Source organism: Klebsiella spallanzanii (genome assembly GCF_902158555.1).
GTDB classification, from domain to species: domain Bacteria; phylum Pseudomonadota; class Gammaproteobacteria; order Enterobacterales; family Enterobacteriaceae; genus Klebsiella; species Klebsiella spallanzanii.
The window spans coordinates 563223-589362 of record NZ_CABGGS010000001.1 but is presented as its reverse complement, the minus strand read 5'-3'; the positions used below and the strand labels follow the sequence as shown (position 1 = coordinate 589362).

Here is a 26140-nt window from a genome sequence, read left to right as displayed (position 1 = left end):
TTATTGTCCTCCCAAACGAACAATTTTCGCTGGCGTAATATCAGGAACGGTTTGCGGAATATCCCAGGCTGAGAATACGCCATATACCTGTGTCGTTTCTCCCGGTTTAACCTGCGCTGCCTCTATCATTTTTACCGCATGTTCGTTAATTGCCCGGCCATACTCACCAAACAGAACCTGGTCGTTAAAGTCCTGATAGCTGGCGCCTTGATAGCCGTCGCGTAATAATGTGCCGCGCAGCGTTGGGCCAATTTGCACGACAACGTTGCTGCCGCTGGTATCCTGAATGGTCATTTTTCCGCTGCGGGAAGCGGAATCAATTTTGCTGATATTACCTTCAACTTTGACGTAAAAAACGCACGGGTTTTCGTCCTGAGCGCGATAGCCTAACGTTTTGCAAGCACTATCGAAATCTTTCGCCGCACGCAGGGCGGTCATTAATTCTGCGACGGGGCGAGCTTTGGCTACGACCTGTGGAACAACCTGGTCTTGCCATGTTTTATCAATGTTTGTCATGTGAGGATTGGGCGGGGATTTAAGATCGGCCAACTCCTGCTGAGAGACAATACGGCAGCCTCCAAGCGTAAGAACGGCCAGCGCCAGCCAGGTTTTTTTATACATAATTCTCTCCTATGCGCCCCCGAAGGGGCGCAACAACCCGAAATCAGGATTTGATATTGAAGTCCTGAACTTTGTCTGCGTTGTCCTGGGTGATCAGAATGCCGCGGAACATCACGCGCTGCTTCGCCGGTTTTTCGCCTTTTTGCAGGTAGTTATCCAGATCGGTAACACCCTGAGCGGCGATAGCCTGGGCCTGAAGCATGACGGTAGCCTGCAGGGTCCCTGCTTTCACTGCATCGCGTTCATCGTTGCTGCCATCAATACCGACGACCACAACATCAGTACGATTAGCGGCTTTCAGTGCGGCAATGGCGCCGAGTGCGACAGGACCGTTGCCGCAAATTACGCCCTTCACGTCAGGGTGTGCTTGCAGAATACTGTCCATAATGCGTTTGCCGTCGATCAACGTCCCTTTGGCATCTTGCTTCGCCACGCTGACCATATCCGGGTATTGGTCGATAACCTGGTGGAAAGATTTAGAGCGGGTAACGCAGTTATTATCCGCAAGGTTACAGGTCAGTTCGGCATATTTTCCTTTCTCTGCCATCTTCTCAACAAATACGTTGGCGACTTCAGAACCGGCCTGGAAGTTATTATGGGTAATCTGCTCAAGGGCGACGTCATCGACGGGGATTTCGCGGTTGATTAATACCACTGGAATACCGGCTTTTTTCGCTTTTTCAATCGCCGCGACGCTGGCGGTAGAGTCAGCATTATCCAGAATAATGCCCTGAACTTTTTTACCGATGGCAGTATCGATCAGTTCATTCTGTTTTTTTACATCTTCGCCATGCGAAAGAATGGTGGTCTGGTATCCCAGTTCTTTGGCTTTCTCACTGGCGCCTTTGGCTTCAGAAGCGTAATACGGATTATCCAGCGAGTTTACCATGATCATGATGGTGCCTTTTTCTGCCGCGTGGGCAGCAAAAGAAAAGGCGGTCAGGGTAGCAGCTGTTAAAAGCGTTAAACGTAATTTCATGACAATTTTCTCTCTTGGTTGTTATTGTCGGGTACGGTGAAACAACGTAAGGCCTGAAAATCAAATTTATGGGCCGGGGGTCTCCTTTTGTTGATGATTAAGGTTCGTCACACACAAGATTCCCTGGTGGGCGTCAGGCGGACGTTGCCGGTTTCCATAATGTTCTGTTCACCGCATGGCGCCACTCCTGCCATCTTTTCTGCAGGCGCTGGTGGCGGGCCATATCGGGGATAAATTCGCTGTGTTCAGTTAAAAAGGCCTTCAGGTCGGTAACCGAACCTGGATGCAGGGCCTTACGGGCGAGCAGGGCGGCGCCAATTGCCGAAAGTTCAGCAACATCGCTGCGCATCACCGGGCATCCCAGCAGGTCGGCCTGATACTGCATTAACCAATCATTTTTCGTTGGGCCGCCGTCGACCATTAATGCCGCCAGGTGGAAGTCATCCTGCTGACGCATGGCGACAACGACATCGGCGATTTGGTAGGTAATGGACTCCAGCGCGGCGCGAATCAGGTGCGCGCGTTTGACGCCGCGGCTCAGGCCGCAAATCACGCCTCGGGCGCTGTCATCCCACCACGGTGCGCCAAGGCCGGTTAAGGCTGGCACAAAATAGACGCCCAGCGTAGAGTCCACGGAGGCGGGTAGGGTGTTGAGCTCATGAGCCAACTCGGCATCGGAAAGCTCGCTTAGGCCGGTGCTGTCGGCCATCCACGCCACGGCATCGCCGGTGTGGGGAATATTACCTTCTAGTCCGTAGGTGATGCTGTCGCCGTCGTGCCAGGCGATGGTGGTGGCCAGTGCGTCGATATCGCACTGTGCGGATTTTACCGGCGCCATCACTGATGACCCCGTGCCGTAGGTGGCTTTAACGCAGCCCAGTTCACCAAGCGCGTGACCAAACAGCGCGGCGTGGGAATCACCCACCATCGCCATCACCGGGATACCGTCAGGGATATTGTTCAGCCCTCGGGTATAGCCAAATAATCCGCTGGAAGGTTTAATTTCCGGCAGTGCGGCGCGAGGGATTTGGAACAGCGCCAGCATCTCATCATCCCACTGTCCGGTTTGCAGATTCAGCAACTGGGTGCGTGCAGCATTGGAGTGATCGCAATGGAACGCTTCGCCCTGGGTTAAATTCCACAGCAGCCAGCTGTCGATGGTGCCGAGGCAGATTTCTCCGCGTTCAGCCAACATGCGGCCTTCAGGAATGGACTCCAGCAGCCAGCGCATTTTCGAGGCAGAGAACAGGGGCGCAATCGGCAAGCCGGTAGTCGTTTTGATTAGCTGCTCTTTGTTGTCATGGCGCAGTTCATCACAAAACGCGGCGCTGCGGGTACATTGCCATGTGATGGCTGCATTGATAGGTTTACCGCTCTGGCGGTACCAACCGATAGCGGTCTCGCGCTGGTTGCTGATGGCCAATGCGGCGATGTTCTCTGCACCCACGTGTTCAACCGCTTTAGCGATAACGTCCAGTGAGGCTTCAACCAGAACCTCTCCTGACTGCTCGACCCAGCCGTCGCGCGGCGTTTGAATTGCCAGCGGCTGCGAGAATTTCACTACCACGTCACCGCGGCTATCGAGTACGACGGCTTTGGCGTTAGTGGTGCCTTCGTCCAGTGCAATGATGAACTCTTTACGTGTTGCCTGCATTAGGTAGTCTCCTGAGTCACACTTCGTCCTGTCGCGGAGGGGGAAGGATACACACTTCTCTTTATCGCATTGCTTCCTGGCAGGCCATGATGTGACAATTCGGTTTCACTTTTTTAATCACTGAATATATATTCGATGGTGATTATTTATTTGATACCTTAGCCAGAAACTTCCCGTCGGGCTACAGGAAAAGTTATCAATTGTGCTGGCAATCACACTTATCCGTTTGGAGGAGCATCTGGCGGTGAGTGAAAAAGAGTGAAGATTAATTCATTTATCGTATTGAAATATAAGTGTTTATCTGTGTCACCTTTACGCTTTGGAGAAAGCGTAAAGGTTGTGGGAAAGTGTTTGATCAGGAAAATTAGTCAGCAACAAGCAGACGAGCGGTAGGATAATCAGTGATTAACACATCGATATAACCACCCGATAGCGCGCCTTTGATAGCCGCAACCTTATCGCTGCCGCCAGCCAGGGCAACCACATTAGGGCATTTCTTCACTTTCTCAAGCGCCATACCGATAACAGGATCTTCATCGTCGCGTAACACTGCTTTACCATTTTTGTCGTAGTAGTGCAGGCAAATGTCTCCGACCGCCCCGCGTTCCGCCAGCACCTGAAGCATATCTTCGTGGTAGTAGTTCCCTGAAGTTTTCAATAGTTGCGACGGTTCGAGAATGCCAATCCCGACGATGGCAATATCAACTTCGTCAAAACGCGCAATGACGTCGGCGACATCTTTGCTGGCAACGAGACGATTTTTCTCCTCCGTTGAGCCTTCAATGCTTTGGGAGGGAAGCAGCCAGGCATCACAGTTCAGATGCTGCGCCAGAGTTTGAGTGAGGATGGTCGCCTGTACGTTACCGTTTGGGCCTACGCCGCCCAGCAGTTGAATAACGCCGCTGGCTTTAAGATTTTGTGCATGAACCTCATCCACCATCGCGCGGATGGTGGAACTCCACGAAGAGACGCCAATCAGATCCTTTGGCCGTAATCGCGTTTCGAGGTAGTGGGCAGCGGCGGAACCGATAGCGCGCTTGATGGTGTGATCGTTTGCGTCCTCTTCGGTATCCACCACGATGGCTTGCTTAATTCCGTAGCGATCCTCAAGGCCCTTTTCAAGATTAAGAAAAATATTCGACGGCTGAACAACGCTAATTTTGACCACGCCTTCTTTTTGGCAGCGGGTAATCGCTCGGGAGATAAATGACTGAGAAAGCGAGAGAAGTTGAGCGATATCGGACTGCTTTCGTCCTTCAAGATAGTAAAGCGTGGCAATCTTAACTAATAGCCGTTGTTCATCCTGCTTAGCCATATATTTCCCCGAAAATCATTAACGTGCAGCCATTATCTTAGAGGCCTTTATCATACGCGAAAAGAAAAGACATTTAAGTGTGATGGATATCTAACTTTCGCCAATCCTCAAAATCAGCTATGGACAAAAACAGAACAGTGGCTGCATAATTGAATAAAGAGTCGTTATTGAATATATATTCATGGCGATTCCAGGTCAACTGAAAAGTACCCAGGCGCAAATATGCCTGGTGGTAAGGAGGCAGAATGTTCCTGAGTATGATGCAGCGGCGGAAGCCTTGCGATGCGTTGCCTGGGGATGTCTGGTTTTTTTAGTCCCTGACGGAATAAATATTCCAAGTTGAAAATAAATTCAGAGGTATTAAATGAATCCCTATAGCTATGATGTCCAGGCACTTGAGCGCAAAGCACGCGCCGTACGTCGCCATATCGTCAGATTGAATGCCAATAGCCCTGCAGGCGGGCACACCGGAGCCGACCTGTCTCAGGTTGAACTGATCACCGCGCTCTATTTCCGCATCATGAACGTTGCGCCGGACCGCCTGGCCGATGACCAGCGCGATATCTACATCCAGTCGAAAGGCCATGCGGTGGGCTGTTACTACTGCGTACTGGCTGAAGCGGGTTTTTTCCCGGTTGAGTGGCTGGAAACCTATCAACATGCGAATTCACATCTTCCGGGTCACCCGGTACGTCAGAAAACCCCTGGCATTGAGCTGAATACCGGCGCGCTGGGCCACGGTTTGCCTGTTGCGGTGGGGCTGGCGCTGGCTGCGAAGAAAAGCAACAGCTCCCGCCGCATCTTTTTAATTACCGGCGATGGCGAACTGGCTGAAGGCAGTAACTGGGAGGCGGCGCTGGCTGCGGCCCACTACGGCCTCGATAACCTTGTCATCATTAACGACAAGAACAACCTCCAGCTGGCTGGGCCGACCCGTGAAATTATGAATACCGATCCGCTGGCCGATAAATGGAAAGCCTTTGGTATGACGGTCACCGAGTGCCAGGGTAACGACATGGCGTCGGTGGTGGCAACCCTGGAAGGGCTGAAGCAGGAAGGTAAACCAAACGTTGTTATTGCCAACACCACGAAAGGTGCCGGTATTTCCTTTATCCAGGGGCGCCCGGAATGGCACCACCGGGTACCGAAAGGCGAAGAAATTGCACTGGCACTGGAGGAACTGAAAGATGAGTAATGCAGAACACCTGGCGAGCGTAATGGTTCAGGCTTTTATTGATGCAGTTGAAAGCGGTGTTGATTTGGTGCCGGTGGTAGCGGACTCAACCTCGACGGCAAAAATTGCTCCGTTTGTTAAACAATTCCCTGGCCGCCTGGTTAACGTGGGTATCGCAGAGCAGAGTATGGTCGGTACGGCTGCCGGTCTGGCGCTGGGCGGCAAAGTGGCGGTGACCTGTAACGCTGCGCCGTTCCTGATTTCCCGCGCCAATGAACAAATTAAAGTCGACGTTTGCTACAACAACACCAACGTTAAGCTGTTCGGCCTCAACGCCGGGGCCAGTTACGGTCCGCTAGCGAGTACTCACCATGCGATTGACGATCTGGCGGTGATGCGCGGCTTCGGCAATATCCAGATTTTTGCCCCTTCTTCACCGCGCGAATGTCGGCAGATTATCGATTACGCTATTGGCTATCAGGGGCCGGTGTATATTCGCCTTGATGGCAAGGCGCTGCCGGAACTGCACGACGAAAATTATCAGTTTGTGCCCGGTGCGGTAGTGACGCTGCGCGAAGGCGAAGATATCGCGCTGGTAGCAACTGGCTCTACGGTGCATGAAATTGTCGATGCGGCGCAGATTCTGGCCGATGCCGGGGTTCAGGCTAAAGTGGTGAGCGTGCCTTCAATCCGCCCTTGCGATACCGCAGCGCTGCTGGCGGCGTTGAAACCGTGTAAAGCGGTGATTACGGTGGAAGAGCATAACGTCAACGGCGGACTGGGTAGCCTGGTGGCGGAAGTGCTGGCAGAAGCGGGCGTCGGTATTAAGCTCAAGCGCCTGGGGATCCCGGATGGTGAGTATGCGGCTGCGGCAGATCGCGGCTGGCTACGCAAACACCACGGTTTTGATGCGGCCTCTATTGCTGAACTGGCGCAGAAGATGCGCTGATTTTATCCTGGCAGTGCACTGATAACCCGTGTGGATAACCGCGCGGGTTTTTGTTTTTATGACGAACATAGCGTAATAACAAACTCTCCGGCCTTAATCCATTGCAGCCGAAACTCCTCGGCGGATAGCCGAAGAAGCAATATTCCTTCCTTTATATACACCAACTCAAAATCGGTAAAACCTCTCCCGGCTTGTACGTTCGCATGGCAGGCCTTAAACGCGCTCTCTTTCGCCGAAAACGCCAGCGTCAGCGCCAGTTCAAACGGCAGGCCGCTGGCATCCAGCAGCATTTTTTCCTCAGCATTGACGATACTGCTTTCCAGATCTGCCGCCAGCGAAGGCGTCATGATCCTTTCGATATCAATGCCGACCGGCCGGGCAGAAACTACCGCCAGCGCCGTCTGTTTGCTGTGGCTGATGCTGCCGTACCACGGGGCGGGCCACAGGGGCTGGCGCTGGTCGCCAATGGCAGGAACGTTTTTTTCACCCACTTCCTGTAGCGCATAAGCCGCTGCGATGCGCCCGGCAAGATGCTCGGTCTGCCGCTTGCGGGCGCAGTCGGTTAGCAGGGCGTGATGCGGGAGCCAGAACAGATCTTCAGGTTGAAAGGTCGCCGGGTCGAAATCTATCCGCTGAAGCGAGTGACCGGCAAGCTGAATGATTGAGAGTTGGATTTTCATCGCGGGATGTTAACAGATTCTCCCGTCCGCCCTCTATGAGAAGAGGGCGGAGGAGATCACGCTGAGCAATCAGAAGTGGGTATTGACGCTCATATACCAGGTACGGCCCGGTTCGTTGTAGGTGTACGCGCCTGCGCCTCTCATATAGGAAACATCGGTTGTGCTTCCGGTAGTCTGGGAGTTACCTTCACGCCACAAACGTTTATCAAAGACGTTATCCACGCCGCCGGTCAGGCTGACGTTCTTCGTCACATCCCAGGTTGCGCTCAGGCCCACGATGCTATAAGGGCTAACTTCTTGTTTGTCCGAACCGGTAACCGGTTTGCCCTGATAATCGTATTTCTTCGGCTCTTGCTTGCCGTACCAGGTCAGGGTGGATTGCAGCGAAACATCCTGATGGACCTGCCAGCTCAGGGTCGAGTTCAGCGTATATTCAGGAATGATCGACAGTCGTTCACCGGTCTCTTTGTTCTTGCTCTGCAGCATATAGGTAATGTTGTTGGTCCAGTTAACGGTCTCGCTAACCGGTATATTCAACGTACCTTCCAGACCTTCAACCACGGCTTTAGGAACGTTTTCCCACTGATAGATATCGGTGTAGGTCGTTTTCCCCTTGCTGGTAATGGAGGTGCGGCTAAGTGGAACGGTACCCGCCTCAATCTTGTTTTTATAATCGTTGCGGAACCAGGTCACCCCGGCCAGCCAGCCGTCGCGTTTGAACTCAAGGCCAATCTCTTTGTTAACGCTGGTTTCGGCCTTCAGGTCGTCATTCCCCATCATGTAGCAGCCGATACCGGTGGCGGCACCGGTAGCATAGCAGCCTTGACCTTTGCTATAGAGAATATAGTTAGGGTTGGTTTGATAGAGGCTCGGCGCTTTATAGGCGCGGGCAATACCCATTTTCAAGGTGAAGTCATCCCAAAGTCCCTGGGACAAGTTCAGCGACGGGCTCCAGTTGTTGCCCACGATGCTATGGTGATCGAAACGCAGACCAGGCGTCAGCATGGTGGTGTCGGTCAGCTCCATATTGTTTTCGGCAAACAACGAGAAAATCTCAGCTTTCGAATAAGGACTACGGTTAGTGCTGTCGTAGCCCGGAATATCGCCGCCCATAAAGGTCTGCGAGTTAGAAAGCATATCCTTCATACGCTGCTGGTTCCATTCGGTACCGAGCGTCAGGTTCTGATTAACCCACAGGTCAAACGGAATGCTGACTTCGCTGTGCAGCATCACATCGTTCAGATCGGAATCGACATATTTGGATGCGGAGTTTGGATCGAAAATCCCTTCCGTTCCGCCCGCTAAACCTTCAGGCGTACGGGAGTTGCGGGTGTGCTCGTACTGTACCCAGTTGCTGGTGGTGACGCCGTTATCCCAACCGCCGTTCCAGGTCAGGGAGTAGTTCTGGCGATAGAGGCGGTTAGTCTCTTTACCGTAGTTGTCTTTTACCCGCTGGTTGGTGTTGGTGTTTTGCGTGTCACCTGCATAGAGGTTACCCTGGCGACTATAGCCAGCTTCAAGCTCAAGGGACTGCATTGGCGCGAAGTCCCAACGTACCGAGCCGTTGATATCTTTGTTTTCGACGCCTTCACGACCAGCAGGCAGCGTATCAACATAGTTACCGGTACGCTCGGACTGATGGCCCTGGTTGATATCCCATGCATCGGCCTGGGTTTTATCGAGGTTGCCGTAAAGGCGGAAGCTGAAATCCCCGCCCAGCGGGCCGGTGAGGCTAAAGTTGGTACGTTTGGTCGAGCCTTCGTCTTTGTGCTCCGGGGCGTTCATGTAGGTATTCCATGAACCGTGCCACTCATCGCCGCCTTTTTTGGTGATGATATTGACCACGCCGCCCGCCGCGCCGTTACCGTAGCGTGCGGCAGCCGGGCCGCGCAGGACTTCAATGCGTTCGATCATTTCTGGCGGAACCCAGCCGGTATCACCGCGGGTATCACGTTCGCCACGCCAGCCCTGACGCACGGAGTTGCGGCTGGTGACGGGCTTACCATCAATCAGGATCAAGGTGTTTTCCGGGCCCATGCCGCGAATATCAATCTGGCGGTTGTTGCCGCGCTGACCGCTGGTGGAGTTGCCGGTCAGGTTAACGCCCGGCATGGTGCGGATAATTTCAGATACGTCGCGCGCAGGCGGACGTTTACGGATTTCATCGGCGGTGATGGTTGAGACGCCCGGAGCCTGAAGGTTCTGTTCGGCGGCGGTAACGACCATGGTTTCGTCAGCGGTTGCGGCTTTACTATCAGAGGTGGTTTCCGCCGCGCTCAGCGGAAAGGCAGCCCCATAGATTCCCAGATTGACCAGCAAGGCCAGGGATTTGATCCTGTTATTCATTGTAAATCCTGCTTTTCGTCGCCACCTTCCCCAAAAGCCCTTTCCCGTCGGGAGGGGAGGCGGTATCAATGTTGCCAGTAGAGGGCATACGCACTCCGTCGCTGACTCAATAAGCCATCTCTGACATGTTTAATTTTGAAAGACGCGCTTCCCACAGCGCGCTAATACGCTATTGCAAATGAAAATAGTTATCAATAATATTATCAATAAATATTGCGTTTATTGATACGTTTGTTGATAAATGTCACGATAAACATAAGGTTGAAAAAGGAATGCAAAAGACAGGAAGTGACGACTGGTGGCGAAGTATCTCTGGTCCGCAGATTGAGTCCGTGGACGGCGAGTACCGGGTGACCTTCTGGTGGCGCGATCCGGCAGGCAACGAAACGTCTTCGGCAATCCAGCGGGTGTGGATTTATATCACCGGCGTGACTGATCACCATAAGAACTCCGTGCCGCAAACACTGCAGCGTATTCCCGGTACCGACGCCTGGTGCTGGCAAACCACGCTTTCTCCCACCTGGCGCGGCAGCTACTGCTTTGTGCCTTCCGCGCGCGACGACGACTTTTCTCCCCAGCTTTTTAACGGCGATAGCCCGGACCGTACGCTGCTGCGTGAAGGCTGGCGCAAACTGCTGCCGCGCGCGATTTCCGACCCGCTCAATCCGCAAAGCTGGAAAGGCGGGCGCGGTCATGCGGTGTCTGCGCTGGAGCTGCCTGAAGCCCCGGAACAACCGGGCTGGGCGCTGCGCGATGAACCTTATCAGCCGCCGGTCTGCATTGAGTGGCAGAGCCAGCGCCTCGGCAATACGCGACGGATCTGGGTTTACGCTACTGGTGATGCGAATCCGCAAGAGCGCCCTCTGGCGATTCTGCTTGATGGCCAGTTCTGGGCCGAAAGCATGCCGATATGGTCGCCGCTGGCGGGGTTAACCCGCGAAAAGCGGCTACCGCAGGCGGTTTATCTGCTGATTGACGTGATTGATAACCAACACCGGGCTGAGGAGCTTCCCTGTAATGAAACGTTCTGGCTGGCGGTTCAGGAAGAGCTGCTGCCGTTAGTTCGTCAGATGGCCCCTTTCAGCGATCGCGCTGAGCGAACCGTAGTGGCGGGGCAGAGCTTTGGCGGCCTGGCCGCCATGTTCGCCGCGCTCTACTGGCCGCAGCGCTTTGGTTGTGTACTCAGCCAGTCCGGCTCCTGGTGGTGGCCGCATCGCGGTGGGGCGCTGCCGGGCCTGCTGATTGACCGGCTAAGCCGCGGCGAATTACATCCGCAAGGGCTGCGAATCTGGCTGGAAGCCGGTATTCGCGAGCCGATCATTTTTCATGCAAGCCAGGCGCTTTTTGCGCATCTGGAACAGCAGACGATTTTCTGGCGTCAGGTTGACGGCGGGCATGATGCGCTTTGCTGGCGCGGCGGGCTGACGGCGGGACTCATCCAGCTGTGGCAGCCTCTATGCCGTGAAGAGTAGCAAAGCGCGCTTTACGAGGAATTTGACATGCAATTCAGTAACCCCTTCGACAATCCGCAAGGGCAGTTTTACATTCTGCGCAATGACCAACAGCAGTTCAGCCTGTGGCCGCATCACTGCGCGCTGCCGGAGGGCTGGACGGTAGAGTGTTCGCCGCAGTCGCTAGAAGCGTGCAACGCCTGGCTGGCAGCAAACTGGTCAACCCTCACCCCCGCGCACCATGCGTCCTAAGGAGTCGATCATGACCACTCGTTTACCGCTGGTAGCGGCACAGCCGGGGATCTGGATGGCGGAGCGACTCTCGACGCTGCCCGGCGCATGGAGCGTCGCTCACTATGTAGAACTGTATGGTGAGATCGACCCGGACCTGCTCGGACGGGCGATTGTCACCGGGCTGTCGCAGGCCGACACCCTCAGCATGCGGTTTTGTGAAGATAATGGTGAAGCCTGGCAGTGGGTCGATGAAACTCGTGCGTTTGCCGAACCGGACTATCAGGATCTGCGCGCAGTGAGCGACCCGCACGCCGCCGCGCTGGCGCTGATGCAGGCCGATCTCGAGCAGAATCTGCGCGTAGACGGCGGCAATCCGCTGGTCTGCCATCAGCTGCTGCGGGTAGGAGATAATCGCTGGTACTGGTATCAGCGTTATCACCACTTGCTGGTCGATGGCTTCAGTTTCCCGGCGATTACTCGCCAGATCGCTGCAATTTATCGCGCCTGGCAGCGAGGGGAAGAAACGCCCGCGTCACCGTTTACTCCCTTTGCGGAAGTCGTGGAAGAGTATCAACGCTACTACGGTAGCGACGCCTGGCAGCGTGACAAACAGTTCTGGCAGGAGCAGCGTAAAGCGCTACCGTCTCCGGCCTCGCTGTCTGCCGTCCCGCTGGCGGGAAGGGCGAGTAGCACCGATATCTGGCGCATGAAGCTGGAGGTCGATTCTGGCGTCTTTAGCCGTCTGGCAGCGAGCGCGCCGCAATGTCAGCGTGCGGATCTGGCGCTGGCGTTGACCACCCTGTGGTTGGGGCGACTGTGCAGCCGAATGGATTACGCGGCGGGCTTTATCTTTATGCGCCGCATGGGTTCTGCGGCGTTAACCGCGACCGGGCCGGTACTGAACGTCCTGCCGCTGGCGGTCAATATTGACGCGCAGGAAACGCTGCCCGAGCTGGCAACGCGCCTTGCCGGGCAACTGAAAAAAATGCGCCGTCATCAGCGCTACGATGCCGAACAGATCGTTCGCGACAGCGGCAAGGCGGCGGGCGATGAGCCGCTGTTTGGCCCGGTGCTCAATATCAAAGTTTTCGACTACCAGCTTGATATCGACGGCGTGCAGGCGACGACTCATACGCTGGCCACCGGCCCGGTCAACGATCTGGAGCTGGCACTGTTCCCGGACGAAGCGGGCGGCCTGTCGCTGGAAATTCTGGCTAACAAACAGCGTTACGATGAACAGACGCTGAACGGGCATATTGCGCGGCTATCCGCGCTGCTGACGCAGTTTGCTGACCATCCAGGCCTGCGCTGTGGCGACGCGAATATGCTATCGGCGGCGGAAATAACGCAACTGGAGCAGGTCAACAATACCGGCATTGCTCTGCCTTCCACTACGCTAAGCGCGCTGGTGGCGGAGCAGGCGGCGAAAACTCCGGATGCTCCGGCGCTGGCGGACGCCAGCAGGCAGTTCAGCTACCGCGAAATGCGCCAGCAGGTAGTGGCGCTGGCGCAATTACTGCGCGCGCGCGGCGTTAAGCCGGGCGATAGCGTGGCGGTGGCGCTGCCGCGTTCGGTGTTCCTGACCCTGGCGCTGCACGGTATTGTCGAAGCCGGGGCCGCGTGGCTGCCGCTGGATACGGGCTATCCTGACGATCGCCTGCGGATGATGCTGGAAGATGCGCGTCCCTCGCTACTGATTACCTCTGAGGATCAGCTGGCGCGCTTTAGCGATATCCCTAACCTGGAAAGCCTCTGCTACCAGCAGCCTCTGGCGGCGAGCGATGCCGCACCGTTGGCTATTTCTCAGCCTGAGCATACCGCGTATATCATTTTCACTTCTGGCTCCACCGGGCGACCGAAAGGGGTAATGGTCGGGCAAACGGCTATTGTCAACCGCCTGCTGTGGATGCAGAACCACTATCCGCTCTGTGTCGATGACGTAGTGGCGCAGAAAACGCCGTGCAGTTTTGATGTCTCGGTTTGGGAGTTCTGGTGGCCGTTTATTGCCGGTGCGCAACTGGTGATGGCCGAGCCGGAGGCTCATCGCGACCCGCTGGCGATGCAGCAGTTCTTTGCCCGCTATGACGTGACCACGACCCACTTTGTGCCGTCAATGCTGGCGGCGTTCGTTGCTTCGCTGGATGCGGAAAATGTCGCCTCCTGTCAAACTCTGCGGCGGGTATTCTGCAGTGGTGAAGCGCTGCCGACGGCGCTGTGCCGGGAGTGGGAGTCGCTGACCGGAGCGCCATTGCATAACCTGTACGGCCCGACGGAAGCGGCAGTGGACGTCAGCTGGTATCCGGCCTGCGGGCCTGAGCTGGCGGCGGTGACCGGCACCAGCGTGCCGATTGGCTGGCCGGTTTGGAATACCGGTTTGCGTATTCTGGATGCGTCCATGCGCCCGGTACCGCCGGGCGTGGCGGGAGATCTCTACCTGACCGGCATTCAGCTGGCGCAGGGCTACCTGGGGCGTCCTGATTTAACCGCCAGCCGCTTTATTGCCGACCCTTATGCGGCGGGTGAGCGTATGTATCGCACTGGCGACGTTGCCCGCTGGCGGGATAACGGCGCGGTGGAGTATCTCGGGCGCAGCGACGATCAGCTGAAAATACGCGGTCAGCGCATTGAGCTTGGCGAAATCGATCGCGTGATGTCGGAGTTGCCGGACGTCGCGCAGGCGGTGACTCATGCCTGCGTTTTCAACCAGGCGGCGGCGACCGGCGGCGATGCTCGCCAATTGGTGGGTTATCTGGTTTCTGAATCCGGCCTGCCGCTGGATACCGCCGCGCTCAAAGCGCGGCTGGGGGAACAACTGCCGCCGCATATGGTGCCGGTAGTGCTGATTCAATTACCGGAGCTGCCGCTGAGCGCCAACGGCAAGCTGGATCGCAAAGCGCTGCCGCTGCCAACGCTAAACCGCGAGCGCAGCGGCCGTCCGCCGGAGCCGGGGATTGAAAGCACTGTGGCAGTGGCATTCAGTCAGCTGCTGGGTTGCGAAGTAAACGATATTGAAGCTGATTTCTTCGCCCTCGGCGGCCATTCGCTGCTGGCGATGCGTCTGGCGGCGCAGCTGAGCCGCGAGCTGGAACGTCAGGTAACGCCGGGGCAGGTAATGGTCGCCTCGACAGTTGGCAAGCTGAGCGCGTTGCTGGCTTCGGATCTCAGCGATGAGCAGGCGCAGCGCCTGGGCTTCGACACGATCCTGCCGCTGCGCGCGAGCGATGGCCCGACGCTGTTTTGCTTCCATCCTGCTTCCGGTTTTGCCTGGCAGTTCAGCGTGCTGGCGCGTTATTTAAGCCCGCGCTGGTCTATCACCGGCATTCAGTCGCCGCGACTGCGGGGACCAATGGCGACGGCGGCGGATCTGGATGCGGTTTGCGAGCATCATCTGCAAACCCTGCTTTCGCAGCAGCCGCATGGCCCGTATTACCTGTTCGGTTATTCGCTCGGCGGCACGCTGGCGCAGGGCATTGCCGCCCGTTTACGCCAGCGCGGCGAAGCGGTAGCGTTCCTCGGGCTGCTGGATACCTGGCCGCCGGAAACGCAGAACTGGGCGGAGAAGGAGGCTAACGGTCTGGATCCAGAAGTGCTGGCGGAGATTGCCCGCGAACGCGAGGCATTTCTTGCTGCTCAGCAAGGGCAGGCTTCCGGCGAACTGTTCAGCGTTATCGAAGGCAACTATGCCGATGCGGTGCGCCTGCTGACCACCGCGCACAGCGCGAAGTTTGACGGTAAGGCGACGCTGTTCGTCGCGGAGAGAACTCGTCAGGCGGGTATGGATCCGCAGGTGGTCTGGGGACCGTGGGTTGGTGAGCTGGAGGTCTTTAGCCAGGATTGCGCCCATGTGGATATTATCTCTCCGCAGGCCTTTGAGGCGATTGGCCCGGTAGTCAGGGAGATATTGGGGTAATTGAACGCCGGGTAGCCCTCACCCTAACCCTCTCCCACAGGGAGAGGGGACAGATCGGCAGGGCGCGGGCGGTGGCTTTCTACCTTCGAATTGTCGTTGGGGGCCAATGTCAAAAATGAGCGCGGGTTTTCCCCCTCTCCCACAGGGAGAGGGGACAGATCGGCAGGGCGCGGGCGGTGGCTTTCCACCTGCGAATTGTGGTTGGGGACCAATGTCAAAAATGAGCGCTGGTTTTCTCCCTCTCCCTGTGGGAGAGGGGCGGGGTGAGGGGAAAGGAATTACCGACGTCCTAACGGCACCACCAGCGGCGTATGCGCCACCGGATCTTCAATGATCGTACAGCGCAGGCCGTAAATCCTCTCGATAAGCTCCGCGCTGACAATCTCTTTCGGCGCGCCTTCCGCGACGATTTTGCCATCGCGCAGGGCAATCAAATGGGTGGCATAGCGGCAGGCCTGGTTCAGGTCATGCAGCACCGCCGCCAGCGTATATCCCTTCTCCCGATTCAGCTCGCTCAGCAGCTCCAGCAGATCGATCTGATGGCTGATATCGAGCCAGGTGGTCGGTTCATCCAACAGCATAATTGCCGTTTCCTGGGCCAGCACCATGGCGATCCACGCCCGCTGACGCTGACCGCCGGAGAGCGTATCGACGCTTTGCAGCGCCAGGTCGGTGATCCCGGTGGCTTTCATCGCCTTGCTGACCGCCTCTTCATCCTCTTTACGCCAACGAGTAAACATCGGTTGATGCGGGTAGCGCCCACGGGCTACCAGCTCCTGAACCGTGATATCGCCCGGTGTGGTGGCGTTTTGCGCCAGCAGGCCGATGCGTTTGGCGACCTCTTTACTGGCGTAATGCTGGATCTGCTCACCATCGAGCCAGACATGACCGCTGGTCGGCGTCATCAGGCGACTCAGGGTACGCAGCAGCGTCGATTTACCGCAGCCGTTAGGGCCAATAATGGCGGTAAAATGGCCGTCGGGAATAGTCACGTTCAGCGATTCGGCGATGGTCTTTTTGCCGTACGCCAGGGTCAACTGGTCGCCGCGCAAACGGGAGGTTACAGCGGTCATTTTTTGCGGGACTCCTGAATTAATAACCCAATGAGGTAGATGCCGCCGAGGCTGACGGTTACCACGCCCACCGGTAACTGATAGGGCATAAACAGGCGCTGCGCGCAGTAGTCAGAGAGCGCCAGCACCAGCGCGCCGCACAGAGCGGATTGAGTCAGGCCCCAGCGAGCGGTACCGCTAAGGCGGCGCGCAATATGCGGGGCCACCAGGGCGATAAATGAAATCGGCCCGGCAAGCGCGGTAGCGGCGGCGGTCAGCACCACCCCGACCAGCATCAGCAGCAGGCGCGAACGCTCGACCCGCACGCCCAGCGCGCAGGCGGTATCGTCGCCCATCTCCAGTAGCCGCATACGTCGCGCCAGCAGCGCAGCACAAACCAGCATCAGCAGAATCAGCGGCGCGGAGGGCCAGGTTTTTCCCCAGGTCAGGCCGTTAAGCGAACCGGCGTACCATAATCCGGCAGAGAGCGCGGTTTCCAGCGAAGCACGCAGCAGTAGCCAGGTGTTGAACGCCACCAGCATGGCGCGGATGCCGATGCCGATAATAATCAGGCGGAAAGTTTCAATGCCGTTGCGCCAGGCTAGCAGCCAGACCACCAGCGCGGTGAGGATACCGCCAGCCATTGCCGCCATGGCGATAGCCGCCAGGTTCTGGCCGAACATCACCATCGCCACTAGCACGCCGCTCCAGGCGCCGGTGTTAAAGCCCATGACGTCCGGGCTGCCCAGCGGGTTGCGGGTGAGAGACTGGAAAATCGCCCCGCTAATGCCGAGCGCGGCGCCGATCAGCAGCGCCATCAGCACGCGGGGCAGACGCCACTCGGTCACCACCATGGTGACGTTACGCGGCGCATCGCCAATTAACGCGGAGATAACCTGGTCAACGCTTAACGGCACCAGGCCAGTGCCGAGCCCCCACAGGGAGACCAGCACGCTGGCGATAACTAACAGCAGGCAGCTAAAAATCAAGCGGCGGGAAGGGGCTATCACATTCCACCTCCACGCGGCTGGCGGCGCACCAGCCAGATCAGAACCGGCGCGCCGATAAAGGCGCTGACCACCGATACACGAAGCTCGCCGGGCACCAGCAGACGGCCCAGTACGTCAGCAAACAGCAGCAGGGCAGGGGTGGCCAGCAGGGTGACCGGCAGCGACCAGCGATGATCCGCGCCCACCAGCCAGCGGGCCATATGCGGCATCATCAGGCCGATAAAAGCAATTGGCCCAACCACCGCGGTGGCGCTACCGCACAGGACGGTAATCGCCAGCAGACCAATCAGTTGAGTTCGCGCGACCCGGCTGCCGAGGGCGGTTGCCGTATCGTTGCCGAGGCTCAGGCTATTTAAGGCCCGGCTGAGCAGCAGCGTGACCAGACCGGCGATAATGACCGGAATCAGGACGATTTTCAGGGTTTGCAGGGTGCGCACATCCAGCGAACCCGCCTGCCAGAAGCGCAACTGATCGTAGACGTCGGGATTCAGCAGCGCGATGCCGCTGGAAAGACCTTCCAGTACCGCCGCCAGGGCCACGCCCGCAAGCGTCAGGCGGACCGGACTAAGCTGACCGCCGCCCTGGCTGCCGGTAAAGGCCACCAGCAGTGATGCGCCGAACGCGCCGCAAAAGGCCATCAGCAGCTGCTCCTGCGGCGATGAAATGCCAAATAGCGCCGCGCCCAGCACGATGGCGAAACTGGCGCCGGAGTTAACGCCGAGGATCCCCGGATCGGCAAGCGGGTTACGGGTGAGCGTTTGCATCAGCGCCCCGGCCAGGCCCAGCGCGGCACCCGCCAGCAGTCCAGCGAGGGTTCGCGGCAGTCGGGCATCAAGAACGATAGTGCAATCGGCGCTCTGGCAGGTGCCGGTGAAGGCATCGACAACGACGCTAAACGGCAGGGGTTTGGCACCAATCAGCAGGCTGAGCGCAATAGCAATGATTAAAACGATTAAAAGACCCGGTACGGCAAAGGCGCGCACCGCAGTCGTGGAAGACGACATGGCTTACATCCCTGACATGATAATGATAGTAATTATCGTTATCGATTCTATCCAGTTATGTTAGCATGTGCACCCATAAAAATGGTATGGAAAATAATAACAAGGCGCTGTCATGAACCGACAATCCTGGCTGCTGAATCTCAGCTTGCTGAAAACTCATCCGGCCTTTCGCGCTGTCTTTATCGCCCGCTTTATCTCAATCCTGTCGCTTGGCCTGCTGGGCGTGGCGATCCCGGTACAAATCCAGATGATGACCCACTCGACCTGGCAGGTTGGGCTGTCGGTCACCTTAACCGGTGGTTCGATGTTTGTCGGTCTGATGATCGGTGGCGTGCTGGCCGACCGCTATGAGCGCAAACGCCTGATTCTGCTGGCGCGCGGTACCTGTGGGATTGGCTTCGTCGGCCTGTGTCTGAACGCGATGCTGCCGGATCCGTCGCTAATTGCTATCTATCTGCTGGGGATCTGGGACGGCCTGTTTGCCTCCATTGGCGTGACTGCGCTGTTGGCGGCGACTCCGGCGCTGGTCGGGCGGGAAAACCTGATGCAGGCGGGGGCTATCACCATGTTGACGGTGCGCCTGGGTTCGGTGATTTCGCCGATGATCGGTGGCCTGCTGCTGGCGACCGGCGGGGTGGTATGGAACTACGGTCTGGCGGCGGCTGGAACCTTTATCACCACGCTGACGCTGCTGCGTTTACCGCTGCTGGCTCCGCCACCGCAGCCGCGCGAGCATCCGCTGAAGTCGTTGAAGGCGGGAGTGACGTTTCTCTTTAATAGCCCGCTTATCGGCGGCATTGCGCTGCTCGGCGGTTTGCTGACGATGGCGAGCGCGGTGCGCGTTCTCTATCCGGCGCTGGCCGGAAGCTGGCAGATGTCGGCATCGCAGATTGGCCTGCTGTACGCCGCGATCCCTCTGGGGGCGGCGCTGGGGGCATTGACCAGCGGACAGCTGGCGCAAACGGCGAAACCCGGCGTGCTGATGCTGGCAACCACCGTCGGCTCGTTTGTGGCGATTGCGCTGTTCAGCCTGATGCCCATGTGGGAGCTGGGGGCGCTGTGCCTGGCGCTGTTTGGCTGGCTGAGCGCAATTAGCTCGCTGCTGCAATATACGCTGATTCAGACGCAAACCCCGGAAAACATGCTCGGGCGCATCAACGGCTTGTGGACCGCGCAAAACGTGACCGGCGATGCGATAGGCGCGGCGCTGCTCGGCGGCCTGGGCGCGATCCTGACGCCGGTGGCTTCGGCAAGTACCAGCGGATGGGCGCTGGTGATTGTTGGCATGATCCTGGTGGGATTGTTACGTGAACTGCGCCGTTTTCAACGCCCGGACAGCGCAGCGCCACCGGGAAAATAACGGAGAGACGAGAACAGCGATAATAAAAAGCCCCGGATTGCTCCGGGGCCTGTTATCACTCGTCAGTGAGGGTTAGCGCTTAGTACGCGCCAAGGTCAGTCCAGACGGCGAACTGGCCGCAGTTCAGGTCCGGCTGGTTGCCCTGAGACCACCATTTCACCTGGTAGTTGTGGCCTTTCCAGCTTACGGTTTCGAATGTGCCCCAATTGCCGCCATAGACGGTATTGGTATCCCACAGCGGGTAAGGTGTGGTTTCATCAGACGGAACGACATCGTCATCTGCCGGTTGAGGCTGATCGTCGGTGTTATCCTGCTCGTCTGCTGGCTCATCATCTTTCTGCTCTTCGGACTCCTCTTCGTCTTTGCCTTCGTCATTCTGAGACGCTGCAGCGACAACGGAGAGCACAAAGCGCTGCTGCGTTGACGGCTCGCCCCAGGTATCGCGAACGAACAGAGTGAAGGTGAATTCGGTATCGGCGGTTACTTCCGGTACGTCGAACTCGATAGTTGCGGTGGTTTTGTCCGCAACATCGATAGCCGCAGGCACGCCCCAGCTGTAGGTGATATCGTCATCATCTTCATCAGTCGATTTTTCACCGGACAGGCGAACGCGGGAACCGCCAACCACCATCAGTTCGATCGCGGCTTTCGGCGCGTGGTTGATTTTAGCCGGAGTCTGATCGTCTTCTTCCTGCTCTTCTTCTTCCGCCGGTTCTACGTTAATACCTTCGAAGTAGAACGGTTCCATATCAACGACTTCAGAAGCAATTTCATAGCCCAGACCTTCACGTGCAGCGTTAACCAGCACGCCGTTGTCCTGGTCAATAGTCCAGGTGAACAGGGCGCCCAGACCCAGTTTCGCGGCATATTCACCCTTGGCTTTTACTGAGCGAGGAGTATCGATGGACATAAACAGTTTGGTTTCTGGGTTGTACAGGTAGTCAGCATCAGCCACCTGGTCGGTGTAGACGTTGAAGCCGTTACGGCCTTTCTGGTTTTCCAGATCCAGGTAGTTATAAATGGTGTCGTACCATTCGGTCGTACCCGATTCAAAGGTGCCGACTGTGGTGCCAGTACCCGCGTCATAGGTGCCTTTCAGCGGAGACAGGGATTCCAGTTCTACATTACGGCCGTTACGGCTGTATGCTGCGTAACCAATGTTGATACGTTCAGCCGGGAAGCCTTCGGACAGCAGATGATCGACGATGGTATCCACCGCCCAGCCGCCTTCTTCAATGGCTTTCAGGTTAGTGTGGTGCGCGACGGTTTCGGCCCACGGCGTGCCGAAGAAGTCGTAGGTCATCAGGTTGATGCCGTACAGACCGGCATTCAGCAGCGCTTTCACGTTGGAGTAGCCGAATGTTTTGACCACCGCGGAGCTGGCGATAGAGATTTTTACGTTGCTCAGTCCGGCAGAGTCCAGCTGTTTACGCATTTCAGCAATCAGCAGCGCGTAGTTTTCGCCATCTTCCGGGCCGTAAGGGTTGCCTGCGCCTTCAGCGTTCGGGTATTCCCAGTCGATATCCACTTCGCTGAACATCGGGAACTGTTTGAACAGTTTCACCACGCCTTTAGCGAAGGTTTTACGGGCGGAATCGGAAGCTGCGGTCTCGTGGAAACCGTTACTCATGGTCCAGCCGCCGATGCTCATGGACAGCACCAGGTCGTGATTCTGTTGTTTAGCTTTTGCCTGCAGATCGCGCAGGCCGCCGAGCAGGCCTTTGGTGTTGGTCTGGGTAACGGTTTTCGGGTCAACGTCCCAGCCGCTTACGGAGTGGCCGACGTTGACGTAGGACTGGAAGTCGCCCCACGGATCGAGGAAGGTCGGTTCGTACTGAACTTTACCGCACTGCTCAGCGCCTTCGGCAACCACGTCACGCCACAGGCCATCCACCTTATGGAAGCCGGTCACGCCGACGAAACCCACGATGATTTTGTCGTAAGCGGTAGGGGAGACGTTAGTCAAATCGTAGCCGCGGCCGCGATTATCCTTCGAATCTCCACCCTGCAGGCGACCATCGTACTGTGACCAGTCGGTGTAGTAGCCGAATACTTTTGGTTTGGTGGTAGAGGCTTTGTATTGGTTATAAACCGGTTTTGCGACGCGGGCAGAAGTGTAGCTATAGTTGCTGACTTCTGTTGCCGGGTTAAAACCATCGGCGGCGTTGCTGGTTTCTGTCAGCGTATCGCCCTTAATCAATTTGCTTGTTGCCACGATAATTTCCTTTTGAGTTGAATGCGCCACCTTCAGCGGTGTGGAGCAGATAATCGGGCAACGTGGCGACCAGGGCTAATCACAAAACAACACCTGAAACGATGATATTTTGGCTGAGGTGATGATGATGGCGATGAGATATAGAAGGAAAAGTTAAAATAAAAAATACTTTTATAACAAAGAGATGATGCTAATGATGAGGCTTGATGATATTCCGGCGACGGGCGTCGCCGGAAAAAATACTTAATCGAAGAGTGCCGACAAACGCTGCAGCACCAGTACGGCGCTGTAGTAGTCAAGGCGGAAGGTTTCCGTGCCCAGCTGATAAACGCGTTTGCCTTCAACCGCAGGCAGATGCGACAGCAGCGGGTTGGCGTAAATCGCATCAGCATCTTTTTGGTCACCGGCGAACAGGAACAGGCTCTGGCCGTTAAGCCCGGCGGCTAAATTCTCACCACCCAACTGCACAATATCATGGCGTTTCCCCTGACTCTGGCTGGCATGTAGCCCGGCGGGCAGCTCGGCGAGGGTAAAGCCCAGTTGTTCGAGCATCTGTCCCTGAGCGGATTCTTTGGTCCAGATATTGGCGCTATGAGCCGCGGCGGTGTAGACCAGCGCGGTGACCGGCTGCGGCGGCAACTGCATTTTCTCTTTTAGCGCCGCCAGCTTCTTATCAAATTCAGCAATTCTTTCCGCCGCCTGTTTTTCATGACCGGTGATATTCCCCAATTGCGTCAGCAGCGCCTGCCAGCTTTTATCATCGTAGTTAATGATGAGCGTCGGGGCGATGGTTGAAAGCTGATCGTAGAGCGTCATCGCCGAATCGCCGCCGGTGGCGCTAATCAGTATCAGATCCGGCATTTGGGCGGCGACGGCCTCAGCGCTCGGTTCGCCAATATAAAGTCGCGACAATTTGCGTTCTTTCGCCACATCACTCCACTGGCGCAAAAAACCCTGACCATCGGCGACGCGGTTATTGGGCGTGGTGGCCCCGCTGGCGACGACCGGCGCGTCAATCGCCAGTAGCGAACCGGTCAGCGTCACGCTAGTGGAAACAATGCGCAGCGGCTGGCTTTCCAGCGTATGCGTTCCGCGGCTGTCGGTAATCTGGCGCGGCCAGTCTGCCGCCAGCGCTGAGCTAATTCCTAAAATCGCCAGACCGCTGGCGAGGAGAGTACGGCGGCAAAAAGTGGAGAAATTCACGTATTCGCATCCTGATTAAGTTGTGATAAATGCTTCTCATTTTCAGCTTTGCGCCGCATGGATGCAAGTCTAAGTAGCACAACATGCTACCTGTACGGTTGACATGTAGAGCAATACCTTTTAGGTTAGCCAACCAAAATATAAATGATAATTATTCGTAATATCTTTATCGTTTTTTTGGAGGATGATATGGAAACGTCTTTGGCTGAGGATGTTCGGGAGAAAAAAATGACCCTGCCGCCGGAAAGCTTCTTCTTTATGTCGCCGTACCGCAGTTTCAGAACATCTGGCTGCTTTAGTCGTTTTTCGCACCCTGCCGCCGATGGCGATAATCTGGACGGGGAATTTCAGCGCAAAATGGCGACCGCGTTTAAAGCCGCGCGGGCTGCGGGGATCGCGAAGCCGGTGATGGTTGGCGCTATCCCGTTCGACACCAATGAGCCGTCCGAGCTGTTTATCCCCGAGCGCTGGGAAGCGTTTTCCCGCACTGAAAAACAGCACTCCGCGCGTTATGCATCAAACCAAACGCCGATGGACGTGGTGCAGCGCCAGGAGATCCCCGAGCAGGACACCTTTATGGCGATGGTTGAGCGGGCTGCGGCTCTGACTGCAACGCCGGAAGTGGACAAAGTTGTCTTGTCGCGCCTGATTGATATCACCACTCGTGAACGGGTTGATAGCGGTGCGCTGCTTGAGCGCCTGATCGCCCAGAACCCGGCCAGCTTTAACTTTCACGTGCCGTTATCAGACGGCGGCGTGCTGTTGGGTGCCAGCCCGGAACTGCTGCTGCGTAAAGAAGGGGCGCATTTTAGCTCGGTGCCGCTGGCCGGTTCGGCCCGCCGTCAGCCGGATGATGTGCTGGATCGCGAAGCGGGGCATAAGCTGCTGGCGTCGGCAAAAGACCGCCATGAGCACGACCTGGTCACCCAGGCGATGAAAGCCGTATTAACGCCGCGCAGCAGCGAGCTTTCCCTGCCGGACTCCCCACAACTGATTACGACGCCGACCCTGTGGCATCTGGCAACGCAGATTCAGGGCACCGCGCTGGCAAAAGAGAATGCGATGTCGCTGGCCTGCCTGCTGCACCCGACGCCGGCGCTGAGCGGTTTCCCGCATCAGGTGGCGAAACGCCTGATTAACGAACTGGAGCCGTTTGACCGCCAGCTGTTTGGCGGCATTGTCGGCTGGTGTGATGACGAAGGCAACGGCGAGTGGGTGGTGACGATTCGCTGCGCGCGCTTGCATCAGCGCACCCTGCGGCTATTTGCCGGCGCAGGTATCGTTCCGGCCTCTTCGCCGCTGGGCGAGTGGCGCGAAACCGGCGTCAAACTGACTACCATGCTGAACGTATTCGGCTTGCAATAAGGGACTATGATGATCGAATTTAACCGCTGGCCGGAAGATTTCGCGGCCCGCTATCGGCAAAAAGGTTACTGGCAGGATCTGCCGCTCACCAATCTGATTACCCGCCATGCGGAAAACGATGCCGCCGCTATTATCGATGGCGACAAAATCTATAGCTACCGTGAATTCAACCGCCGGGTGGATAACCTCGGCTCCTCGCTGCAACGTCAGGGCCTGAAGCGCGGCGAAACGGCGCTGGTGCAGTTGGGTAACGTTGCGGAATTTTACATTACTCTGTTTGCGCTGCTGCGGATCGGCGTTGCGCCGGTTAACGCGTTGTTCAGCCATCAACGTAGCGAGCTGAATGCCTATGCCACCCAGATTGAACCCGCGCTGCTGATTGCTGACCGCGAACATGCGCTGTTTGCTAATGATGTTTTTCTTAACGCTTTTGTTGAGCAGCATCCGTCGGTACGCGTGGCGCTGCTGCTGAACGACAGCGGCGAACAGAGCCTGACGGCGGCCATTGAACAACCGGCCGATAATTTCGTGGCGAATCCGACGCCTGCCGATGAAGTGGCGTTTTTCCAGCTTTCCGGCGGCAGTACCGGCACGCCGAAACTGATCCCGCGTACCCATAATGATTATGACTACAGCATTCGCCGCAGCAATGAACTGTGCGGTGTGAGCGCCGAAACGCGCTATCTGAACGCGCTTCCCGCCGCTCACAACTATGCCATGAGTTCGCCGGGTTCATTAGGCGTGTTTCTCGCTGGTGGCGTAGTGGTTCTGGCGCATGATCCGAGCGCGACGCTGTGCTTCCCGCTGATCGAAAAACACCAGATTAACCTGACCTCGCTGGTGCCGCCTGCGGTGAGCCTGTGGCTACAGGAGATCCATGATTCCGGCAGCAATGCCCAACTGCAATCACTGCAGCTTTTACAGGTTGGCGGAGCGCGCCTGTCCGCGACGCTCGCCGCCCGTATTCCGGCGGAAATTGGTTGCCAGCTTCAGCAGGTCTTCGGCATGGCTGAAGGGCTGGTGAACTACACCCGTCTCAACGACAGCCCGGAGCGCATTATCAACACCCAGGGCAGCCCGATGTGCCCGGATGATGAAGTGTGGGTGGCCGATGCCGATGGTAATCCGCTGCCGCGCGGTGAAGTGGGGCGTCTGATGACCCGTGGTCCCTATACCTTCCGCGGCTACTACAAAAGCCCGCAGCACAATGCCGAAGCGTTTGATGCCGACGGTTTCTACTGCTCGGGCGATCTGATTTCGATCGACGAGGACGGTTACATCACCGTGCAGGGTCGGGAAAAAGATCAGATCAACCGCGGCGGTGAAAAGATCGCGGCGGAAGAGATCGAAAACCTGCTGCTGCGCCACCCTGCGGTGATCCACGTTGCGCTGGTCAGCATGGAAGACAGCCTGCTGGGCGAAAAAAGCTGTGCATATCTGGTGGTCAAAGAACCTCTGCGCGCGGTGGCGGTACGCCGCTTCCTGCGCGAACAAGGGGTCGCAGAATTTAAACTTCCGGACCGCGTGGAGTGCGTTGACGCGCTGCCGCTGACGCCGGTGGGCAAAGTCGATAAAAAACAATTACGTCAGTGGCTGGCTGAACGCAAGCTGGGCTGAA

At 57.0% G+C, this 26140-nt stretch carries 19 protein-coding genes; 8 read left to right on the top strand and 11 right to left on the bottom strand.

The genetic code is table 11. The features are described 5' to 3' along the window. The 4 genes from FN082_RS02900 to FN082_RS02885 all read right to left on the bottom strand — a co-directional run bounded on the left by FN082_RS02900 (position 1) and on the right by FN082_RS02885 (position 4569). Positions 1-621 carry a DUF2291 family protein gene (locus tag FN082_RS02900; protein WP_142464082.1) on the bottom strand — a complete coding sequence of 207 codons (621 nt, stop codon included), beginning with the start codon at positions 619-621 and terminating at the stop codon, positions 1-3. 43 nt (positions 622-664) lie between these two features. Beyond that, positions 665-1600 (bottom strand): D-ribose ABC transporter substrate-binding protein, encoded by a 936-nt coding sequence (locus tag FN082_RS02895; RefSeq protein ID WP_112217253.1) that lies wholly within the window; start codon positions 1598-1600, stop codon positions 665-667. A 133-nt stretch (positions 1601-1733) separates the two neighbouring features. Continuing rightward, a complete protein-coding gene (locus FN082_RS02890; RefSeq protein ID WP_142981113.1) occupies positions 1734-3254 on the bottom strand; it encodes an FGGY family carbohydrate kinase in 1521 nt (506 codons plus the stop codon). A 364-nt stretch (positions 3255-3618) separates the two neighbouring features. After that, positions 3619-4569, bottom strand: coding sequence for a sugar-binding transcriptional regulator (locus FN082_RS02885; RefSeq protein WP_142981112.1), 951 nt, complete (start codon positions 4567-4569; stop codon positions 3619-3621). A gap of 364 nt (positions 4570-4933) precedes the next feature. Between FN082_RS02885 and FN082_RS02880 the strand changes: the two genes are divergently transcribed. Beyond that, positions 4934-5764, top strand: coding sequence for a transketolase (locus FN082_RS02880; RefSeq protein WP_139538602.1), 831 nt, complete (start codon positions 4934-4936; stop codon positions 5762-5764). Continuing rightward, on the top strand, positions 5757-6692 hold the full coding sequence (locus FN082_RS02875) for a transketolase family protein (RefSeq protein ID WP_139538603.1): 936 nt from the start codon (positions 5757-5759) through the stop codon (positions 6690-6692). The genes FN082_RS02880 and FN082_RS02875 overlap by 8 nt, the downstream gene beginning before the upstream one ends. 56 nt (positions 6693-6748) lie before the next feature. Here FN082_RS02875 and entD read toward each other — a convergent pair whose 3' ends face one another. After that, a complete protein-coding gene (entD, locus tag FN082_RS02870) occupies positions 6749-7372 on the bottom strand; it encodes an enterobactin synthase subunit EntD (protein WP_142981111.1) in 624 nt (207 codons plus the stop codon). Between the two features lie 69 nt (positions 7373-7441). Continuing rightward, a complete protein-coding gene (locus FN082_RS02865) occupies positions 7442-9718 on the bottom strand; it encodes a TonB-dependent siderophore receptor (RefSeq protein WP_139538605.1) in 2277 nt (758 codons plus the stop codon). Positions 9719-9939: 221 nt separating this feature from the next. Here FN082_RS02865 and fes point away from each other — a divergent pair, with 221 nt between their 5' ends. The 3 genes from fes to entF are packed head-to-tail and all read left to right on the top strand — an operon-like array spanning position 9940 to position 15313. Next, complete coding sequence (gene fes, locus FN082_RS02860; protein WP_268887523.1) at positions 9940-11190, top strand: enterochelin esterase; 1251 nt, start codon at positions 9940-9942, stop codon at positions 11188-11190. A gap of 27 nt (positions 11191-11217) precedes the next feature. Further along, the gene (locus FN082_RS02855) at positions 11218-11421 is read left to right on the top strand and encodes an MbtH family protein (protein ID WP_142512065.1); all 204 of its coding nucleotides are present in this window, start codon (positions 11218-11220) and stop codon (positions 11419-11421) included. Positions 11422-11431: 10 nt separating this feature from the next. Beyond that, positions 11432-15313 (top strand): enterobactin non-ribosomal peptide synthetase EntF, encoded by a 3882-nt coding sequence (gene entF, locus FN082_RS02850; RefSeq protein ID WP_142981109.1) that lies wholly within the window; start codon positions 11432-11434, stop codon positions 15311-15313. Positions 15314-15591: 278 nt separating this feature from the next. On the opposite strand, the gene fepC is transcribed toward entF, so the two are convergent. From fepC to fepD, 3 genes are read right to left on the bottom strand one after another with little or no spacing between them, the layout of a single operon-like run. Beyond that, the gene (gene fepC, locus FN082_RS02845; RefSeq protein ID WP_139538609.1) at positions 15592-16386 is read right to left on the bottom strand and encodes an iron-enterobactin ABC transporter ATP-binding protein; all 795 of its coding nucleotides are present in this window, start codon (positions 16384-16386) and stop codon (positions 15592-15594) included. Further along, positions 16383-17375 (bottom strand): iron-enterobactin ABC transporter permease, encoded by a 993-nt coding sequence (gene fepG / locus FN082_RS02840; RefSeq protein WP_180349557.1) that lies wholly within the window; start codon positions 17373-17375, stop codon positions 16383-16385. Before fepG ends, fepC begins: the two co-directional genes overlap by 4 nt. Continuing rightward, positions 17372-18379: a Fe(3+)-siderophore ABC transporter permease gene (gene fepD / locus FN082_RS02835; RefSeq protein WP_112214584.1), complete on the bottom strand. Its 1008-nt coding sequence runs from the start codon at positions 18377-18379 to the stop codon at positions 17372-17374. Before fepD ends, fepG begins: the two co-directional genes overlap by 4 nt. A gap of 112 nt (positions 18380-18491) precedes the next feature. Here fepD and entS point away from each other — a divergent pair, with 112 nt between their 5' ends. Then, positions 18492-19739, top strand: a complete 1248-nt coding sequence (gene entS, locus FN082_RS02830; RefSeq protein WP_142466577.1) for an enterobactin transporter EntS — start codon at positions 18492-18494, stop codon at positions 19737-19739. Between the two features lie 79 nt (positions 19740-19818). Here entS and FN082_RS02825 read toward each other — a convergent pair whose 3' ends face one another. Beyond that, positions 19819-21954 carry a glycosyl hydrolase family 18 protein gene (locus FN082_RS02825; RefSeq protein ID WP_139538611.1) on the bottom strand — a complete coding sequence of 712 codons (2136 nt, stop codon included), beginning with the start codon at positions 21952-21954 and terminating at the stop codon, positions 19819-19821. Between the two features lie 243 nt (positions 21955-22197). Beyond that, a complete protein-coding gene (fepB, locus tag FN082_RS02820; protein WP_142981108.1) occupies positions 22198-23157 on the bottom strand; it encodes a Fe2+-enterobactin ABC transporter substrate-binding protein in 960 nt (319 codons plus the stop codon). A gap of 189 nt (positions 23158-23346) precedes the next feature. On the opposite strand from fepB, the gene entC reads away from it, so the two are divergent. Beyond that, positions 23347-24522, top strand: a complete 1176-nt coding sequence (gene entC / locus FN082_RS02815) for an isochorismate synthase EntC (protein WP_142981107.1) — start codon at positions 23347-23349, stop codon at positions 24520-24522. Between the two features lie 9 nt (positions 24523-24531). Beyond that, on the top strand, positions 24532-26139 hold the full coding sequence (gene entE / locus FN082_RS02810; protein WP_139538883.1) for a (2,3-dihydroxybenzoyl)adenylate synthase EntE: 1608 nt from the start codon (positions 24532-24534) through the stop codon (positions 26137-26139). Position 26140 lies beyond the last annotated feature (1 nt).

Coding starts and splice junctions, on each gene's coding strand:
- entD (WP_142981111.1), bottom strand. CDS start 7,372: ATGAAAATCCAACTCTCAATCATTCAGCTTGCCGGTCACTCGCTTCAG.
- fepC (WP_139538609.1), bottom strand. CDS start 16,386: ATGACCGCTGTAACCTCCCGTTTGCGCGGCGACCAGTTGACCCTGGCG.
- entF (WP_142981109.1), top strand. CDS start 11,432: ATGACCACTCGTTTACCGCTGGTAGCGGCACAGCCGGGGATCTGGATG.
- FN082_RS02890 (WP_142981113.1), bottom strand. CDS start 3,254: ATGCAGGCAACACGTAAAGAGTTCATCATTGCACTGGACGAAGGCACC.
- FN082_RS02875 (WP_139538603.1), top strand. CDS start 5,757: ATGAGTAATGCAGAACACCTGGCGAGCGTAATGGTTCAGGCTTTTATT.
- FN082_RS02880 (WP_139538602.1), top strand. CDS start 4,934: ATGAATCCCTATAGCTATGATGTCCAGGCACTTGAGCGCAAAGCACGC.
- entC (WP_142981107.1), top strand. CDS start 23,347: ATGGAAACGTCTTTGGCTGAGGATGTTCGGGAGAAAAAAATGACCCTG.
- FN082_RS02900 (WP_142464082.1), bottom strand. CDS start 621: ATGTATAAAAAAACCTGGCTGGCGCTGGCCGTTCTTACGCTTGGAGGC.
- FN082_RS02895 (WP_112217253.1), bottom strand. CDS start 1,600: ATGAAATTACGTTTAACGCTTTTAACAGCTGCTACCCTGACCGCCTTT.
- FN082_RS02855 (WP_142512065.1), top strand. CDS start 11,218: ATGCAATTCAGTAACCCCTTCGACAATCCGCAAGGGCAGTTTTACATT.
- FN082_RS02865 (WP_139538605.1), bottom strand. CDS start 9,718: ATGAATAACAGGATCAAATCCCTGGCCTTGCTGGTCAATCTGGGAATC.
- entE (WP_139538883.1), top strand. CDS start 24,532: ATGATCGAATTTAACCGCTGGCCGGAAGATTTCGCGGCCCGCTATCGG.
- fepD (WP_112214584.1), bottom strand. CDS start 18,379: ATGTCGTCTTCCACGACTGCGGTGCGCGCCTTTGCCGTACCGGGTCTT.
- FN082_RS02885 (WP_142981112.1), bottom strand. CDS start 4,569: ATGGCTAAGCAGGATGAACAACGGCTATTAGTTAAGATTGCCACGCTT.
- entS (WP_142466577.1), top strand. CDS start 18,492: ATGAACCGACAATCCTGGCTGCTGAATCTCAGCTTGCTGAAAACTCAT.